We start from the raw sequence: 17,064 nt of genomic DNA on the forward strand, positions 1-17,064 counted from the left end.
CCTGTTCCTAACGATGCCAGATCGTGGCCTATTCCCTTGATGTGGATCAATTTTGTTTCCGTACGATGCCACAGGCCGGTGAGACTGTTACGGATTTAACATTCAGGCGTTTCTAATGGCCTTGCCGCAGGCTTTCCAGTAAGTCGGTGATTGAGACAGTTTCCGATAAATCATGAGTAAAAGAGGACGCGGATGACGGTTTTGGTAACGGGCGGCGCCGGCTATATCGGCAGCCACATGGTCTGGGAACTGCTGGATGCCGGCGAGAGCGTCGTCGTTCTCGACCGCCTTTCCACGGGCTTCGAATGGGCGGTAGCGCCGGAAGCCAAGCTTGTCGTCGGCGATGTCGCCGATAGGGAATTGGTCGGCCAGATCATCCGGGATAACAAGGTCGACGCGATCATCCACTTCGCCGGTTCCATCGTGGTGCCGGAATCGGTTGCCGATCCGCTCGCCTATTACGAGAACAACACCTCCAAGACCCGCACGCTGATCGAAACCGCCGTGCGCGAGGGCGTGCCGCATTTCATCTTCTCCTCGACCGCCGCCGTCTATGGCGGCGCCGGCCTGGAGCCGGTGCGCGAGGATGCCCGCCTGGCGCCGGAATCGCCCTACGGCCTGTCCAAGCTGATGAGCGAATGGATGCTGCGCGATGCAGCGCTTGCGCATCCCTTGCGGTACACGGCGCTGCGCTACTTCAACGTCGCCGGCGCCGATCCCAGGGGCCGGACGGGGCAGTCGACGCCTGGCGCCACGCATCTGATCAAGGTCGCCTGCGAGACCGCGCTCGGCAAACGCCCCTTCATGCAGGTGTTCGGCACCGATTATCCGACGCCGGACGGCACCTGCATGCGCGATTATATCCATGTCAGCGACCTGGCTGCGGCGCACCGGCTGGCGCTGCAGCGGCTGCGCGCCGGCGGCGGCAGCCTCGTCGCCAATTGCGGCTACAGCCACGGCTATTCGGTGCTCGAGGTCATCGACAGCGTGCGGCGCGCCTTCGGCCGGGATTTCGAGGTCAAGATGGGCGACCGGCGCCCCGGTGACGCCGCCGCCGTGGTTGCCAATTCGGACCTTGCACGCGCCGAACTCGGCTGGACCCCGCAACGCGACGACCTCGACCAGATCGTCGCCGATGCACTCGCCTGGGAGCGTATCCTCACCGGCAAGAACTCCGCGCGGGGCTGAGCCGGGCACTTCCGAGGGCTCGCAAGGCGCGCGGCGAAGCGCTATTGAAGCAATGGCGGTGCGGCGTGGAGGCGCTGTGCCGCGAAGAGGGGGTGGCATGAAGATAACGGTGCTTGGAGCCGGCGTTGTCGGTACCGCGGCCGCCTATTATCTGGCCGCCGACGGCCATGAGGTCACCGTGATCGAGCGCCATCCGGCGCCGGCGCGCGGCACCAGCCAGTCCAATGCCGGTCTGGTGTCGCCGGGCGACGCCACCGCCTGGGCCTCGCCGGCGGCGCTGAAGACCTTCCTGCGCGCTCTCTGGAACCATGATCTCGGCATCAAGGTCAGGCTGCGCTTCGACCCCTATTTCCTCGCCTGGAGCCTGCGCTTCCTGCGCCAGTGCACGGTGGAGCGCCTGCGCGCCAACAGCCAGGTCAAACTGCGCCTGGCGCTCTATTCGCGCGACTGCATCAACGCGCTCTCCGACGCCACCGGCATCCACTATGACGAGCGCAAGAAGGGCATTCTTTATTTCTTCCGCTCGCAGCACAGTCTCGACACCGGCACCGACAACTACCAGTTTCTGGCGAAGCATGGCCTGCCGATCGAGATCGTCGGCCGCGACCGGCTGGTCGAACTTGAGCCCGGGCTCGCCGGAGTGAAGGAAAAGATCGCCGGCGGCGTTTATTCGCCAATCGACCAGACCGGCGATTCCAGGATATTCGTCGATGGGCTGGCCGCCTATGCCGCCGAAAAGCTCGGCGTCAGATTCCTGTTCGACACCACGGTCGAGGGGCTCGACATAGAGGGCGACTGGGTGCGTGCGGTCATGACGTCGGCCGGCCCGGTGACGGGCGACGCCGTCGTCATCGCCATGGGCCCGAGAGCGGCCTGATCGGCCGCCGCTACGGTATCGACCTGCCCGTCTATCCGGTTAAAGGCTATAGCGCGACCATCCCGCTGGAGGACGAGAGCAAGGGACCGACCATGGGCGGCGCCGACGAGGACCGGCTGGTTGGTTACTCCAGGCTCGGAAACCGCCTGCGCATGTCCTCGACAGCCGAGTTCACCGGCTTCGACCGCAGCTTCAAGCCCAGCGACTTCAAGTCTATGCTGAGCACCGGCAAAGACCTTTTCCCTGGCGCTTTCGACGAGAAGAAGGCGCTGTTGTGGGCAGGTCTGCGGCCGATGATGCCCAACTCGGTGCCGGTCATCGGCAAGGCGAAATACAAGAACCTTTACCTCGACACCGGCCACGGCCATGTCGGCTGGACCATGGCCTGCGGCTCGGGCAAGTTCCTGGCCGACCTCGTCGCCGGCCGCAAGCCGGAGATCGACCCGCAAGGGCTGGTCTACGGGAGCTGAGCGATGTCGGGACCGCAAGTCGCTATCGACCTTGGCCGCATCGAGCGCAACGCCCGCACCATCGTCGAGCGCTGCGCGCTGTCCGGCATCAAGGTGTTCGGAGTTACGAAGGGCACATGCGGCATGCCGCAAGTGGCGCGGGCCATGCTGCGCGGCGGTGTTGCCGGCATCGCGGAATCGCGCTTCGAAAACATCCGCCGGCTGCGCGACAGCGGCATCAATGCGCCGGTCATGCTGCTGCGCAGCCCGCCCATGGCGCGCGTAGAGGAGGTCGTGCGCACCGTCGACATCAGCCTGCAGTCGGAACTAACCACCATCCGCGAGATATCGCGCATTGCCGAGCGCATGGGCCGCGTCCACGATATCATGCTGATGATCGATCTCGGCGATCTCCGCGAAGGCATCTGGCCAAGCGACCTGATCCCCACCGTCGAGCAGATCCTACAATTCAAGGGCGTGCGCATCGCCGGCATCGGCACCAATCTCGGCTGCTTCGGCGCCATAATGCCGACGCCGGAGAACCTTGGCCAACTCGTCGCCCATGCCTACAAAACCGAGCGCCTGTCCGGCAAAAGCCTCGACTTCATTTCCGGCGGCGCCTCGTCATCGCTGACGCTGCTGCTCGAAGGCAAGCTGCCGCCCGGCATCAACAATCTGCGCGTGGGCGAGGCGATCCTGCAAGGCGGTGTCGAAACCTTTCGCGACGTGCCGTGGCCCGAACTCGAACCCGATGCCTGCCGGCTGACCAGCGACATCATCGAGGTCAAACTCAAGCCTTCGCGGCCGATCGGCACATCCGGCTACGACGCCTTCGGCAACCAGCCGGTCTTCGCCGACGAGGGCGACCGGCTGCGCGCCATCGCCAATATAGGCCGCGAGGACGTGCTGGTCGAAGGGCTGACGCCGATCGCCAAGGGGGTGAGGGTGCTCGGCGCTTCCAGCGACCATCTGCTGCTCGATGTGCAGGATGCCGATCCGCGACCTACCGTCGGCGACCGTGTCGCCTTCCGCATGAATTATGGCGCCATGCTTCTGGCGATGACCTCGGAATATGTCGAGAAGGCGCCGATGCACGACGTCGCGGATTTCTCCGGCCGCAAGATGGTGTCGATCTCGGCCGAACCGGAAGCCGGCGGGATTATCGCCCGCGAGGGAACCGGCGCGCGTCTGGAGGCGATGAATTTCGACGTGGTCGAACTCGCCGACGTCGAGCGGCCGCCCTCGGGCTTGATCCGGCTCGCTGCCGGCGCCGATCGCCGTATCGCCCACAAGGCGCTGACCGCAACGGCGCGCGCCACGCATTCCTTCGGCCTGATCTGGATCGATTCCCTCGCCGCCCTGATGCCCGAGGACGAGGAGGCCGAAGACATGCCTGAAGTCTCGGTGCTGGCCCGCGCGCTCGGTCTCGATCACAAGCCCGGCGCGCTGCAGCCGCAGCTGTCGCCGGAAAATATCGTCATCGTGGGCCTGCGCCATGCCGATCCGGCGGAGGCAAGGGTGCTCAAGGATTCGCGTGTCTCGGCCTTCACCATGACCGACATCGACGCCATGGGCATGCGCGACCTCATGCATGAGGCGATCCGCATCGCGACGTCGGGCACGCAGGGCTTTCACGTCAGCTATTCGCCGACGGCGACCGAATTTACCGGCTGGGCTGCGGGCTCGGGCGGGCTGACGGTGCGCGAGACGCATCAGGCAATGGAGGCGATCTCGCTGTCCGGCGGTCTGCTGTCGATGGATGTTTCCGGGCTGACCGCCGGTCTGGAGCCGCGGATCGGCGCCGACGCCGTCAACTTCGTCATGTCGGCCTTTGGGAAGCGGATTTTGTGATCAGCCTTGCGCGTCGACTGCCGCGCGCCACGCGGTGACATAGGCCGCCCAGACCGGGTCGGTCTGCGGCTCAATTCTTTCGCCCTTGCCGTGCGTCACTGGCTGATCGGATGCGAGCAGTGCCGCGCCGATGCTGGTGCCGGTGGCCGCCTCGGAGGCGATGACGATGCGCGCGGTCGCTGCCGCCAGCATGCCGACAAAGAGCCGGTTGCGAGCAAACGGTCCTTCCACGGTGGTCGGGCCGTCGGCGCCGATCAGCTCGAGGCAGGTCGCCGTCATCAGTGCCAGATAGAAGGAAATGGCGGCGAACCGCTCGCCTTTGCTGATGCCCTCGGCACCAAGCCATGCCGCGGCATGGTGCGGGAACGGACCTGATCCCTGCTGGGTAGAAGGCAAAAGCAGCATCTTTTTTGTCAGAACGGCCAGCACCTCGCTGCCGCTGCAGTCCTGCGGCTTGTCCTTGGTCAGCTGGGAAAACTCGCGGCCACCCATGAACCGCGCCGAGGGGACGGGAGCGCCAAGCGCGCTGACATTGACCAGCGTGTCGCGCGCAGCATCGAGCGCAATCTCTCTGCCGCCGACCGCCATCGATACCACCCAGGTGCCGGTCGAGACGACCGAGAAGGGCGGCTCGTCGGACAGAAGATGCGGCAATAGGGAGGCGTTGGAATCGTGCAGTCCGCAGAAAACCGGGGTCTGCGGATCGAGCCCGGTGCGCGCGGCAAGCGCCGGCAGGATCGGGCCGAGCTGGTCCCTGGCCGGCCGCACCGATGCCATCAGCCTGCGCCAATCCAGCCTGTCGACCATCGAGGAAAAGTCCGCCTCCCAAGGGCTCCACAGATCGGTGTGGCAGCCGAGCGAGGTCACCTCGTTGGCGGCAACGCCGGTCAGGCGCAGCGCCCAGTATTGCGGATACATCAGCATCGCGGCGGCCCTGGCGAATTCGGTGGGAAAACGCTTCTCAAGCCAGAAGAATTGCGCACCGAGATTGAGGCCGAGCGGCAGGCGCGGCGTCCCGGTCTCAATGAAGGGCGGACGGATCGCACTATACTCTGTAGCCAGCCTGTCGGGGCCGTCGAACTCATAGTCGAGGACAGGCAGCACCAGTTCGCCCGCGGCGTCGACCAGCACGCCGGTCGCACCATGCGTGGTGATCGAAATCGCGTCGATACGCTGTTCGCGGTCGAGGCTGGCAAGGCTGTTGAGGATAAACGTCCACAGCGCCTCGACATCGTGATGCGGATAGGGCGCTTGTCGCAGCGGCGCGTTCGCCATGCGGCGCAACCCCACCTCGCTCAGCGTGACGAGATCGACCAGCGCCACCTTGGCGTTGGTCTTGCCGATGTCGATGACGGCGATGTGGCGCAGCGCACTCATGCCATATGGAACATTGTTTCCAGGGGGATGGCCACCGGTTGGTTGTCCGGCCTGGTCTCCATGATGTCGGCCATGTGCGCCCACCAGCGCTGCATCACCGGATGCTTCGGCAGGTCGGCCATGCCATGGTCGTCCCGCCGCCACAGCACGCCGAACAGGATGTTGGTGTCTTCATCGAGATGGATCGAATAATCGGCGACGCCGGCCTCTCTCAGCAGCGCCACCAGCGACGGCCAGATCTCATCGTGGCGCTTTTTGTACTCGGCTTTCATGCCGGGTTTGAGCTGCATCTTGAAGGCGTATTTCTCAGGCATCAGCTGTTACCACGCAGCTGTCGCCAGACGATCGGCAGCGCGATGACGAAGATCAAGAGCAGGCCGATGAAGATCGACATTACGATGCCGGGCACGTTGAGCAGGCCGAGGCCGAAGGTCACCAGCCCCATGATAAAGGCGGCGAGCACGACGCCAACAATGCTGCCGGAGCCGCCCAGAATGCTGACGCCGCCCAGCACCACCATGGTGATGACCTCAAGCTCGTAGCCCTGCGCGATGGACGGCCGCGTCGAGCCGAGCCGCGAGGTGATCAGCACCGAGGCGATGCCCGCCATCAGTCCGGTCATGCAAAACAGGATGAATTTGATGCGGCCGACGCGAACGCCGGAAAACTGTGCCGCGACCGGATTGTTGCCGATGGCAAAGACACGGCGGCCGAAGCTGGTGCGATGCAGCAGGAACCAGTAGGCGACGGCCGCGAGGAGGAAGAGCACCAGTTCGAACGACACCACCCACCAGACGTAACCCTGGCCCAAGAAAGCAAAACTCTCGGGATAGCCTTTGTAGGCCTGATCGCCCAGGATGATGAAGGCGATGCCGCGAAACAGGCTCATCGTGCCGATGGTGACGACGATGGAGGGCAGGCCGAGCCTTGTCACCAGGAGCCCGTTGAAGGCGCCGCAACCGAGCCCGACGACGATGCCGATAGCCACCAGCACCGGCGTGTCGGCGCCGGCCTGCACAGCCATGCCCATCATGGTCGAGGCGAGCGCTATGATGGCGGCGACCGACAGGTCGATCTCGCCCGAAATGATCAGCAGCGCCATCGCGAAGGCGATCAGGCCTTTCTCGGTGAAATTGAAAGTCAGATCCGACAGGGAGTAGGCGTCGAGGAAATAGGGCGAGGCGAAACTGTTGATGGCGAAGATGGCGACCGCCACGACGACCAGCAGCGCCTCCCAGGAAAAGATCGCCGAGGAGAGCGGCTTGTCGAGCCGGTCGGGAATGTGGCGCGGGGCGGGGGTGTCGGTCATGCCGCTTCCGCTTTCCTCAGGATAATCCGCCCCTGCTGACGTTCGCCACGCGCGTTGAGCACGACGGCCAGGATGATGGCGCTGCCTGAAATCGCCATCTGCCAGAAGGGCGAGATGTTGATGACGGGCAGCGCGTTGGAAATGATGCCGAGGAACAGCGCCCCTAACACCGCGCCCCCGACCGAGCCGATGCCGCCGGCAATCGAAATGCCGCCGATGACGCAGGCGGCGATGATGTTGAGTTCATAGCCGTTGGCGACCTCGACCGAGGCGATGACATAACGAGAAATCCAGAGATAACCGGCGAGCCCGCCGATCATGCCGGAAATGCAGAAGACGATGAATTTGGTTCGGCCGACATCGATGCCGGCATAGACCGACGCCGTCGGGTTGACGCCGATGGCATAGATCGAACGGCCAAGCGCGGTTCGCGTCATCACCACGAAGAACAGCGCGATGACCAGTATGGCGATCCAGGACAGAACCGGAATGCCCAGGAAAGCTGCGCGCTGGAAGCCGATGAACTCAGGGCTCATCTTGTCGGCATTGACCCATGCGCCGCCGGACAGGACGAAGGTGGCGCCGCGATAGATGGTGAGCGTGCCCAATGTCACCACGATCGAAGGGATGTTCAGCCGCCACACCAGCAGGCCGTTGATGGCGCCGAGCACCAGTCCGACGGCCAGCGCAATGACGATCAGCAGCGGGATCGGGATCGCCGGATGCGCGGCGTTCAGCATCGCCACCACCATGCCGGTGAAGCACAGGTTGGAGGCCATCGACAGGTCGATCGAGCGGGTCAGGATGACGACCATCTGTCCCAGCGCCAGGATCATCAGGATCGAGGTGTCGTTGAACACCTGGGCGAGATTGCCGGGGTCGGCAAAGGCCGGGAAGCGCGTCGAGATCAGAGCAATCAAAGCGACGATCGCCGCTGCCAGCCAGATCTCGCGGAATTTCAGGAGAGCCTTCATGCCGCGATCCCCGCTGCCGTCCGGACCAGCGTTTCGGCGTCCAGCCCCTTATTATCGTAGACCGCCGCAACCAGCCCTTCGCGCATGACGACGACGCGGTCGGACATGCCCAGAATCTCCGGCAGTTCCGACGACACCATGATCACCGACAGGCCCTGCGCGACGAGCTCGGCCATGAAGCCGTGGACGGCGGCCTTGGAGCCGATGTCGATGCCCTTGGTCGGCTCATCCAGGATGATCACCTTGGGCGCCGTCGCCAGCCATTTGGCGATGACGATCTTCTGTTGGTTGCCGCCCGACAGCGTGCCGACATCCTGGCTGAGCGAGGAGGCCCTGAGGTCAAGCCGCTCGGTGTAGGAGCGGGCGAGCGCGAATTCTTCCGACAATCGCAGCAGGCCGGATTTGGAGGTGCGCTTCAGCGAAGGCAGCGAGACATTCTGGAAGATCGGCAGGCCGATCACCACGCCCTGCTTGCCGCGCTCTTCCGGCACATAGACGATGCCGGCTTCGATGGAATCCGCCGCCGATTTCGGCGTGATCGTCTTGCCTTCCAGCGTGATCGTTCCACCCGATATGCGGGTGATGCCCGATATCGCCTGCATCACCTCTGACCGCCCGGCGCCGACAAGGCCGTAGAAACCGAGGATCTCGCCCTTGTGCAGTTCGAAGCCGATGTCGTTGAATTCGGTCGGGTGCGAAAGGCCAGCGACCGACAGCACCGGCGCGCCGATCTCGGCCTTGCGTTGCGGAAAGATGTGATCGACCGAGCGGCCGACCATCATGCGCACGATCTGGCTCTGGCCGGTATCCTTGATAAGGCCCTCGCCAACCATCTCGCCGTCGCGGAACACGGTGTAGCGATCGGCGATCCGATAGATCTCGTCGAACTTGTGGCTGATGAACAGGATCGCCTTGCCTTCCTCCTTGAGGAATTCGATCAGCAGGAAAAGCTCCTCGATCTCCTTCATCGAAAGGGCTGCGGTCGGCTCATCCATGATGACGATCTGCGCATCGATCGACATCGCGCGAGCAACCGCTACCAGATGCTTGTTGGCGATGCCGAGGTCTTTCAGCCGCGCATCGGCGTTGATATGGCCGGCATGCATGGTGTCGAGCACTTCGCGCGCGTGTTTTCGCATGGTGCGCCAGTCGATGGTGCCTAGCCGCGTGCGCGGCGCATGGCCGAGAAAAATGTTTTCGGCGACGCTCAGATCGTCGAACAGCACGGTTTCCTGATGAATGGCGGTGACGCCGTGGCCGAAGGCGGCATGCGCGCTGGGCAGGGTGACGGCCTGGCCGTCAATGCTGATCGTGCCGGCGTCGGGCTGGTAGATGCCGGTCATGATCTTGACCAGCGTCGACTTGCCGGCACCGTTTTCACCGATCAGCGCCGTAACCTGGCCGGGGTAAAGCGACAGGCTGACATTGTGCAGCGCGCGCACGCCGGGAAAGCTTTTGGAGACGCCGGACAGCGTCAGGCGCGGGGCAGGACCCGTGGGCTCCTCCTTCGCAATGCCGTGCTGGGCTGTCGTGTCCATATCCGTATCAAGCCCTGAAACAAGGTCCGTTTAAAGTCGCGGCGGGATTTTGGTCCCGCCGCGCTTGGTCCGAGACGTCCGAGATCAATAGATCTTGGAGAACTTTTCGATGTTGGACTTGTCGAACTGGAAGGGCGGAGCCATCGCAGCCGAGTTGCTGTCATCGAGCGTGACCTTGCCGACGCGGCCGATCGACAGCGTTGCGCCCGGCTTTGCCTCTTCCTTCTTCACCGCCAGATCATGAGCGAGGTAGACGGCGGAATAGCCGAGGTCGATCGGATTCCAGAGGGCAACCGCCTGGCTGGAACCGTTGTCGATGAACTTCTTGAACTCCGACGGCAGCGCCAGACCCGTGACATTGACCTTGCCGATCAGGTTCGCGTCGGTGACGACCTGGGCAGCGGCAACGACGCCGACGGTGGTCGGCGCGATGATCGCCTTGAGGTTCGGATAGGATTTCAGCAGGCCCTTGGCTTCGTCGGTGCTCTTGGCCGAATCGTCATCGCCGTAGACGGTGGCGACGAGTTTGATCTTGGGGAATTTCTCCGGCAGGATCTTCTTGGCCGCGTCGATCCAGGCGTTCTGGTTGGTCGCGGTCGACGAAGCCGACAGAATGGCGACTTCGCCGCCTTCCGGCAGATAGTCGGCGGCCAGCTTGATGATGGTCTCGCCGATCAGGCCGGTGTCGGACGGGTTGAGATGCAGCTGGCGGCCTTCCTTGGCGACGCCCGAATCCCACGAGATGACGGTGATGCCGCGCTCCATGGCCTTCTTCAGCACCGGCACCAGCGCGTCGGCGTCATTGGCCGAAATCGCAATGGCGTTGACCTTCTGCGCGATCAGCGAATTGACCACTTCGATCTGCGCTTCGGCGGTCGCCTTGGTCGGGCCGGTGTAGATGATGTCGACATCGCCGAGTTCCTTGGCCGCCTCTTCGGCGCCCTTGTTGGCGGCGTCGAAGAAGCCGTTGCCGAGCGACTTCACCACCAGCGCGATCTTGACGTTCTCGGCATAGGCGGCATTCACGAACATGGCGGCCGAGAACGCGGCCGTCACCATCAATTTCTTCAGAAAGCTCATCGTATTTCCTCCCTTGAGCGTTGCATTCCATCGTCGCTGCGGTTGGCCTCAGGCCTGCAGCGAGGATTCTTCCTTTGCCGACTTGCGGGCGACGATCAGCGTCACACCCGCGGCCTCCAGCATGTTGGCTTCGCGATCCTCGATGCCGTCATCGGTGATGACGGTGGCGATGCGCTTGAGCCCGCACAGGATCAGGCTCGAGCGCTGGCGGAATTTCGATGAGTCGACCAGCACCACCAGTTCGTCGGCCTGGTCGATCAGTTTCTGCTCCGCCTGGATCAGCAGCGGGTCGCCTTCCATCAGGCCAAGCGGCCCGAGCCCTTGAGCGCCCATGAACATGCGGCGCGCGTAGAAATTACGCGTCACGTCATTGTCGAAGGGCGAGAGGATGATGTTCTGCTCGCGGTAGATGGTGCCGCCCGACAGCATGACGGTGTTCTTCGAATGCTTGAGCAGGTGCTCGGCGATGGGGAACGAATTGGTGAAGATCGGCATGCGGCGTCCGGTCAGGAAATGCACCATCTGGAAGGTGGTGGTGCCGCCATTGATGATGATCGGTTCGCCGTCCTTGCACAGCTCCACCGCTTCGCGCGCAATCGCGCGCTTCTGCGAAGCGTTAAGCGTTTCGTTGACGGAAAAGGGCCGGCCGGCGAGGCCGATGAACTGCGGTGGCGAGATCGCCTCGGCGCCGCCACGCACGCGACGCAGGCGCTTTTGCACATGAAGAGCCGCGATATCGCGCCGGATCGTCGCCTCGGAGGAGTCCGTCAGGTCGACCATCTCCTGCACCGTCACCACAGGCTTTTCCTGGACGGCGGACAGAATGATCCTGTGGCGCTCTTTTTCGTGCATGGTTCCTCCCTGCATGGTCATGAGGCACTAGAAAACCACCAGTGTCAATCATTTCCGCTCATATAATTTCATTGTGCAGTGCAATATGATCGATCTTGATCGTTTATGATTGACAACCGAGATGCTTGCGTAGACATTTCCGGCAAAATGGACCGCGCCTTTTGCGTCCCAGGGAGGATAATCATGCTCGACAAGCGCTCCGGCTCGCGCCTTGCCAACCTTTGGGACGATGCTAAAGCCAAGGGGCTGAGCGAGCCTGAGCTTCTGGTCTATCGCTCCAACACGCTCGGCTCCGACAAGCGTGTCACCAATTATGGCGGCGGCAACACCTCGTCCAAGATCCGGCAGAAGGACCCGCTCTCTGGCGCCGAAGTCGAAGTGCTATGGGTCAAGGGCTCGGGCGGCGACAGCGCCTCGATCAAGCTGGACGGTTTCGCCACGCTTTACATGGACAAACTGCAGGCGCTGAAAGGCCTTTATCGCGGCGTCGCGCATGAGGACGACATGGTGGGCTATCTTCCCCACTGCACCTTCAATCTCAACCCGCGCGCGGCCTCGATCGACACGCCGCTGCACGCCTATGTGCCGAAGCCGTTCGTCGATCACATGCATCCCGATGCCATTATCGCGATTGCCGCGGCCAAGGATTCCAAGGCGTTGACCAAGGAGATATTCGGTGACGCCATCGGCTGGCTGCCGTGGAAGCGGCCGGGCTTCGAACTTGGCCTCTGGCTGGAGAAATTCTGCGTCGAACACCCCGAGGCCAAGGGCGTCATCCTCGAAAGCCACGGCTTGTTCACCTGGGGCGACACACCCAAGGAGTGCTATGAGACGACGATCTCGGTCATCAACCAGGCGATCGAATGGTTCGAGCGCCGCTCCGAGGGTCTCGCCATCTTCGGCGGCGAAGTCGTCAAATCGCTAGACGCCGCTGAGCGCCGCGCCATCGCGGCGAGACTGATGCCGAGGATCCGCGGCCTGATTTCGGAGAAGAGCCACAAGCTCGGCCATTTCGACGATTCCGCCGCTGTGCTCGAATTCGTCAACTCCAGGGATTTGCGCCCGCTGGCGGCACTCGGTACCTCATGCCCGGATCATTTCCTGCGCACAAAAATCCGCCCGCTGGTTATCGAGTTCGACCCAGCGAAGCCCGACGTCGAAGCCGTGATTGCGCGCCTCGCCGACGATATTGCTGAGTACCGTGTCGGCTACCAGGCCTATTACGACAGCTGCAAGCATCCGGACTCGCCCCCGATCCGTGACCCCAACGCCGTGGTCTACCTGATGCCCGGCGTCGGCATGTTCACCTTCGCCGGCGACAAGGCCACCGCCCGCATCTCTGGCGAATTCTACGTCAACGCCATCAACGTCATGCGCGGCGCCTCGACCGTCTCGTCCTATGTCGGCCTGCCGGCGCAGGAGGCCTTCGACATCGAATACTGGCTGCTCGAGGATCTGAAGCTGCAGCGCATGCCGAAGCCGAAGTCGCTCGCGGGCCAGATCGCGCTGGTCACCGGCGGCGCCGGCGGCATCGGCCGCGCCACCGCCAGCCGACTGCTGCGCGAAGGCGCCTGCGTCGTGCTGGCCGATATCGACGAGGCCGCACTTGCCAGCGCCAATGACGAACTGGCGAAAGCCTATGGCAAGGACTTCGTCCGGCCGGTGCTGATCGACGTCACCGCGGAGGAGCAGGTGATTTCCGGCTTCGCCCAGACAGCCGTCGAGTTCGGCGGCATTGATATTCTCGTCTCCAACGCAGGCCTCGCCTCCTCGGCGCCGATCGAGGAGACGACGCTGGCGCTGTGGAACAAGAACTTGGACATATTGTCGACCGGCTATTTCCTGGTCTCGCGCGAAGCCTTCCGGCTGTTCCGCGCCCAGAAGATCGGCGGCAATGTCGTCTTCGTCGCCTCCAAGAACGGTCTTGCGGCGTCGCCCAACGCCGCCGCCTATTGCACCGCCAAGGCCGCCGAAATCCATCTCGCTCGCTGCCTGGCGCTGGAAGGCGCCGAAGCCCAGATCCGGGTCAATGTCGTCAATCCGGACGCCGTGCTGCGCGGCTCGAAAATCTGGACCGGCGAGTGGAAGGAACAGCGCGCCGCCGCCTACAAGATGTCGACCGACGATCTGGAAGAACACTACCGCTCGCGCTCGATGCTGAAGCGCTCGGTGTTTCCGGAAGACATTGCCGAAGCGATTTATTTCTTCGCCTCCGACATGTCGGCCAAATCCACCGGCAACATCATCAACGTCGACGCCGGCAACGCGCAGAGCTTTACGCGCTGAGTTAAGAGCGGAGCGCTTCTCTTCTCCCCGTCACTATACGGGGAGAAGGTGGCCCGAAGGGCCGGATGAAGGGCAGCGCTGACTGAACGCATTGGGAGGAATAGCACTTGTCCGAAACCATCATCGCCGCCGATCTCGTCTCCAGCCACAACGCCCAGCGCAAACCCGACCTCGAGCGCGACTACGCGTCGCTCGGCGAACGCCTCGACCGCCGCGGCATCGCCATCGATGCCATCCGCGACAAGATCGAGAAATTCGCCGTCGCCATTCCGTCCTGGGGCGTCGGCACAGGCGGCACGCGGTTTGCCCGCTTTCCCGGCGCCGGCGAGCCGCGCGACATTTTCGACAAGATCGAGGACTGCGCCGTCATCAGCCAACTGACACAGGCGACGCCGACCGTCTCGCTGCATATACCGTGGGACAAGGCCGATCCGAACCGGCTGAAGCAGGCGGCCTCGCGCTTCGGCCTCGGCTTCGACGCCATGAATTCCAACACCTTCTCGGATGCCAGGGACCAAAAACTGTCCTACAAGTTCGGGTCGCTGTCGCATGCCGATGCCGGCACGCGCCGCCAGGCGGTCGAGCACAATCTGGAATGCATCGAGATCGGCAAGACGCTGGGGTCCAGGGCGCTAACAGTGTGGATCGGCGACGGCTCGAATTTCCCCGGCCAGGTCAATTTCGCCAAAGCCTTCGAGCGCTATCTCGACGCGATGAAGGAGATCTATGCCGGACTGCCCGCCGACTGGAAACTGTTCACCGAACACAAAATGTACGAGCCGGCTTTCTACTCCACGGTCGTGCAGGACTGGGGCACCAACTACCTCATATCCAAGGAGCTGGGCGACAAGGCCTACTGCCTGGTCGACCTCGGCCACCATGCGCCCAACGTCAACATCGAGATGATCGTGTCGCGGCTGATCCAGTTCAAGAAACTCGGCGGCTTCCACTTCAACGATTCCAAATATGGCGACGACGATCTCGATGCCGGCTCGATCGATCCCTATCGGCTGTTCCTGGTCTTCAACGAACTGGTCGATGCCGAGCTGTCCGGCGCCGAGGGTTTCGATCCCGCCCACATGCTCGACCAGAGCCACAACGTCACCGATCCGATCGAAAGCCTGATGCTGTCGGCGGTCGAGGTGCAGCGCGCCTATGCGCAGGCGCTGCTGGTCGACCGCAAGGCGCTCGAGGGTTTCCAAGACGGCAATGATGCGCTGATGGCGACGCAGACGCTGAAAGCTGCCTACCGCACCGATGTCGAGCCGATCCTTGCCATGGCGCGGCTGAACACAGGCGGCGCCATCGATCCAGTCGCCGCATATCGCGCGGCGGGCTACCGGGCGAAGGTCGCGGCGGAACGGCCGGCGGTTGTGGGCGGTTCAGGCGGGATTGTTTGAGATTGGCTAATCTCCACCACAGGGGGGAGATCAGCTTGCCTCTGCCGGCAGGCGAACATCAATATGTGTTCGCTCATATTGATGATGGACTCGGCCGCTCCATGTAGCTCTTCTAGGCACCGCACTTGGAGCACCGCCATGCCCTTGACCCGCCGGACGCTGATTGGCGTCACCCTTTCGCTCGCAATTGCGCTCGCGCCATCCGGCGCGCTCCATGCCGCCTCGCCACAACCGGCGAAGGGCGAGCACGGCATGGTCGTCACCGCCCAGCATCTGGCGTCGGAAGCCGGCGTCGAGGTGCTGAAGAAGGGCGGCAATGCCGTCGATGCGGCGGTCGCCGTCGGCTATGCGCTCGCCGTCGTCTACCCTAATGCCGGCAATATCGGCGGTGGCGGGTTCATGACCATCCGCTTCAAGGACGGCAAATCGACCTTCCTCGATTTCCGCGAGCGCGCGCCGCTGGCGGCAACCAAGACCATGTATCTCGACAAGGACGGCAATCCGGTGAAGGGCGCCAGCCTTGATGGCTACCTTGCGGTCGGCGTACCGGGTTCCGTGGCAGGGTTCGAGATGGCTCGTGAAAAATATGGCACGCTGCCACGCCAGGATTTGATGGCGCCGGCAATTGCCTATGCCAAGGATGGCTTCATCCTCGACCAGGGCGACGCTGCTTCATTCGCGAGCAATGCCGCACGGCTGGCGAAGGACCCTGCCGCCGCCGCCATCTTCCTGAAGCCGGACGGCAAACCCTATGGCGCCGGCGAGCGTCTCCTCCAGCCCGATCTTGCAGCCTCGCTCGCCGCCATCTCCGAAAAAGGCGCCGACGCCTTCTACAAAGGCGCCATCGCCGACGCCATCGTCAAGGCGAGCGGCGCCAAGGGCGGCATTCTGGCCAACTCAGACTTCGAGCAATATAAGGTACGCGAGCTGCAACCGGTGAGCTGCACCTATCGGGGCTATGAGATCACGTCCTCGCCGCCGCCAAGCTCCGGCGGCGTCATCATCTGCGAAATCCTCAACGTGCTGGAGGGCTACCCGCTGTCTTATCTCGGCGCCCGCTCGGCCGAGACCGTGCATGTCATGGTCGAGGCGATGCGCTACGCCTATGTGGACCGCAACTCGGCGCTCGGCGATCCCGATTTCGTCGACAATCCGGTCTCGAAACTGCTCGACAAGGGTTACGCCAAGGAGATCCGCGACAAGATCGACCCGTTCCGCGCCGGCGTCTCGCAGGATTTGATGCCGAAGGGCTTCGGCGAGTCGAAGGAAACGACGCACTATTCAATCATCGACGATGACGGCAATGCGGTCGCGGTCACCTATACGCTGAACGGTTCGTTCGGCGCCGGCGTGGTCGCCGACGGCACCGGCATCCTGCTCAACAACGAGATGGATGATTTCACCCAGAAGCCTGGCGTGCCCAACCTCTACGGTCTCGTGCAGGGAGAGGCCAATGCCATCCAGCCGAAGAAGACGCCGCTGTCATCGATGAGCCCGACCATCGTCGCCAAGGACGGCAAGCCGTTCATGGTTATCGGCAGCCCCGGCGGCTCGCGCATCATCACCATCACGCTGGAAGCCATCGTCAACGTCATCGACCACGGCATGAACATCCAGGAGGCGATCGACGCATCGCGCATCCACCATCAATGGCTGCCCGACACGATCTATGTCGAACCGTTCGGCCTGTCGCCCGACACTGAAAAACTGCTGGCCGGCATGGGCTACCACCTCGATCTCGCGGATTCTACCTGGGGTCAGGCGGCCGGCATTCTTGTCGGCGGCAAGAGCCTGGCGGAAATCGAGAAGGGCGGCGGCGCCCGCTACAACGGCGCCATCGACAGCCGCGCCGCATCCGGCGAGGCGATTGGCTACTGATCAAA

12 protein-coding genes and 1 pseudogene are annotated in these 17,064 nt (G+C 63.3%); 6 read left to right on the forward strand and 7 right to left on the reverse strand.

What is annotated here, in order from left to right; translation table 11 throughout:
* Window positions 1–192: 192 nt before the first annotated feature.
* The 3 genes and pseudogenes from galE to NLY44_RS27005 all read left to right on the forward strand — a co-directional run bounded on the left by galE (window position 193) and on the right by NLY44_RS27005 (window position 4,365).
* Window positions 193–1,188, forward strand: coding sequence for a UDP-glucose 4-epimerase GalE (galE, locus tag NLY44_RS26995; RefSeq protein WP_023669652.1), 996 nt, complete (start codon window positions 193–195; stop codon window positions 1,186–1,188).
* Between the two features lie 97 nt (window positions 1,189–1,285).
* Window positions 1,286–2,535, forward strand: a pseudogene (locus NLY44_RS27000) (D-amino acid dehydrogenase).
* A gap of 3 nt (window positions 2,536–2,538) precedes the next feature.
* The gene (locus NLY44_RS27005; protein ID WP_023806882.1) at window positions 2,539–4,365 is read left to right on the forward strand and encodes an alanine racemase; all 1,827 of its coding nucleotides are present in this window, start codon (window positions 2,539–2,541) and stop codon (window positions 4,363–4,365) included.
* On the opposite strand, the gene NLY44_RS27010 is transcribed toward NLY44_RS27005, so the two are convergent.
* From NLY44_RS27010 to NLY44_RS27040, 7 genes are all read right to left on the reverse strand, one after another.
* Complete coding sequence (locus NLY44_RS27010; RefSeq protein ID WP_023740724.1) at window positions 4,366–5,742, reverse strand: FGGY-family carbohydrate kinase; 1,377 nt, start codon at window positions 5,740–5,742, stop codon at window positions 4,366–4,368.
* Window positions 5,739–6,056 (reverse strand): L-rhamnose mutarotase, encoded by a 318-nt coding sequence (gene rhaM, locus NLY44_RS27015; protein WP_023681927.1) that lies wholly within the window; start codon window positions 6,054–6,056, stop codon window positions 5,739–5,741. Before rhaM ends, NLY44_RS27010 begins: the two co-directional genes overlap by 4 nt.
* Window positions 6,056–7,051, reverse strand: coding sequence for an ABC transporter permease (locus tag NLY44_RS27020; protein WP_023699530.1), 996 nt, complete (start codon window positions 7,049–7,051; stop codon window positions 6,056–6,058). The genes rhaM and NLY44_RS27020 overlap by 1 nt, the downstream gene beginning before the upstream one ends.
* On the reverse strand, window positions 7,048–8,025 hold the full coding sequence (locus NLY44_RS27025) for an ABC transporter permease (protein ID WP_023699531.1): 978 nt from the start codon (window positions 8,023–8,025) through the stop codon (window positions 7,048–7,050). The genes NLY44_RS27020 and NLY44_RS27025 overlap by 4 nt, the downstream gene beginning before the upstream one ends.
* A complete protein-coding gene (locus NLY44_RS27030; protein WP_023708171.1) occupies window positions 8,022–9,563 on the reverse strand; it encodes a sugar ABC transporter ATP-binding protein in 1,542 nt (513 codons plus the stop codon). Before NLY44_RS27030 ends, NLY44_RS27025 begins: the two co-directional genes overlap by 4 nt.
* 84 nt (window positions 9,564–9,647) lie before the next feature.
* Window positions 9,648–10,643 (reverse strand): rhamnose ABC transporter substrate-binding protein, encoded by a 996-nt coding sequence (rhaS, locus tag NLY44_RS27035; protein WP_023669661.1) that lies wholly within the window; start codon window positions 10,641–10,643, stop codon window positions 9,648–9,650.
* 48 nt (window positions 10,644–10,691) lie between these two features.
* Complete coding sequence (locus NLY44_RS27040) at window positions 10,692–11,495, reverse strand: DeoR/GlpR family DNA-binding transcription regulator (RefSeq protein ID WP_023669662.1); 804 nt, start codon at window positions 11,493–11,495, stop codon at window positions 10,692–10,694.
* A gap of 183 nt (window positions 11,496–11,678) precedes the next feature.
* On the opposite strand from NLY44_RS27040, the gene NLY44_RS27045 reads away from it, so the two are divergent.
* From NLY44_RS27045 to ggt, 3 genes are all read left to right on the forward strand, one after another.
* Window positions 11,679–13,781 carry a bifunctional rhamnulose-1-phosphate aldolase/short-chain dehydrogenase gene (locus NLY44_RS27045; RefSeq protein WP_023806881.1) on the forward strand — a complete coding sequence of 701 codons (2,103 nt, stop codon included), beginning with the start codon at window positions 11,679–11,681 and terminating at the stop codon, window positions 13,779–13,781.
* Between the two features lie 107 nt (window positions 13,782–13,888).
* On the forward strand, window positions 13,889–15,181 hold the full coding sequence (gene rhaI / locus NLY44_RS27050) for an L-rhamnose catabolism isomerase (RefSeq protein WP_023751966.1): 1,293 nt from the start codon (window positions 13,889–13,891) through the stop codon (window positions 15,179–15,181).
* 138 nt (window positions 15,182–15,319) lie between these two features.
* Complete coding sequence (gene ggt, locus NLY44_RS27055) at window positions 15,320–17,059, forward strand: gamma-glutamyltransferase (protein ID WP_023669665.1); 1,740 nt, start codon at window positions 15,320–15,322, stop codon at window positions 17,057–17,059.
* Window positions 17,060–17,064 lie beyond the last annotated feature (5 nt).

Source organism: Mesorhizobium sp. C089B (genome assembly GCF_030323125.1).
Taxonomy (GTDB): domain Bacteria; phylum Pseudomonadota; class Alphaproteobacteria; order Rhizobiales; family Rhizobiaceae; genus Mesorhizobium.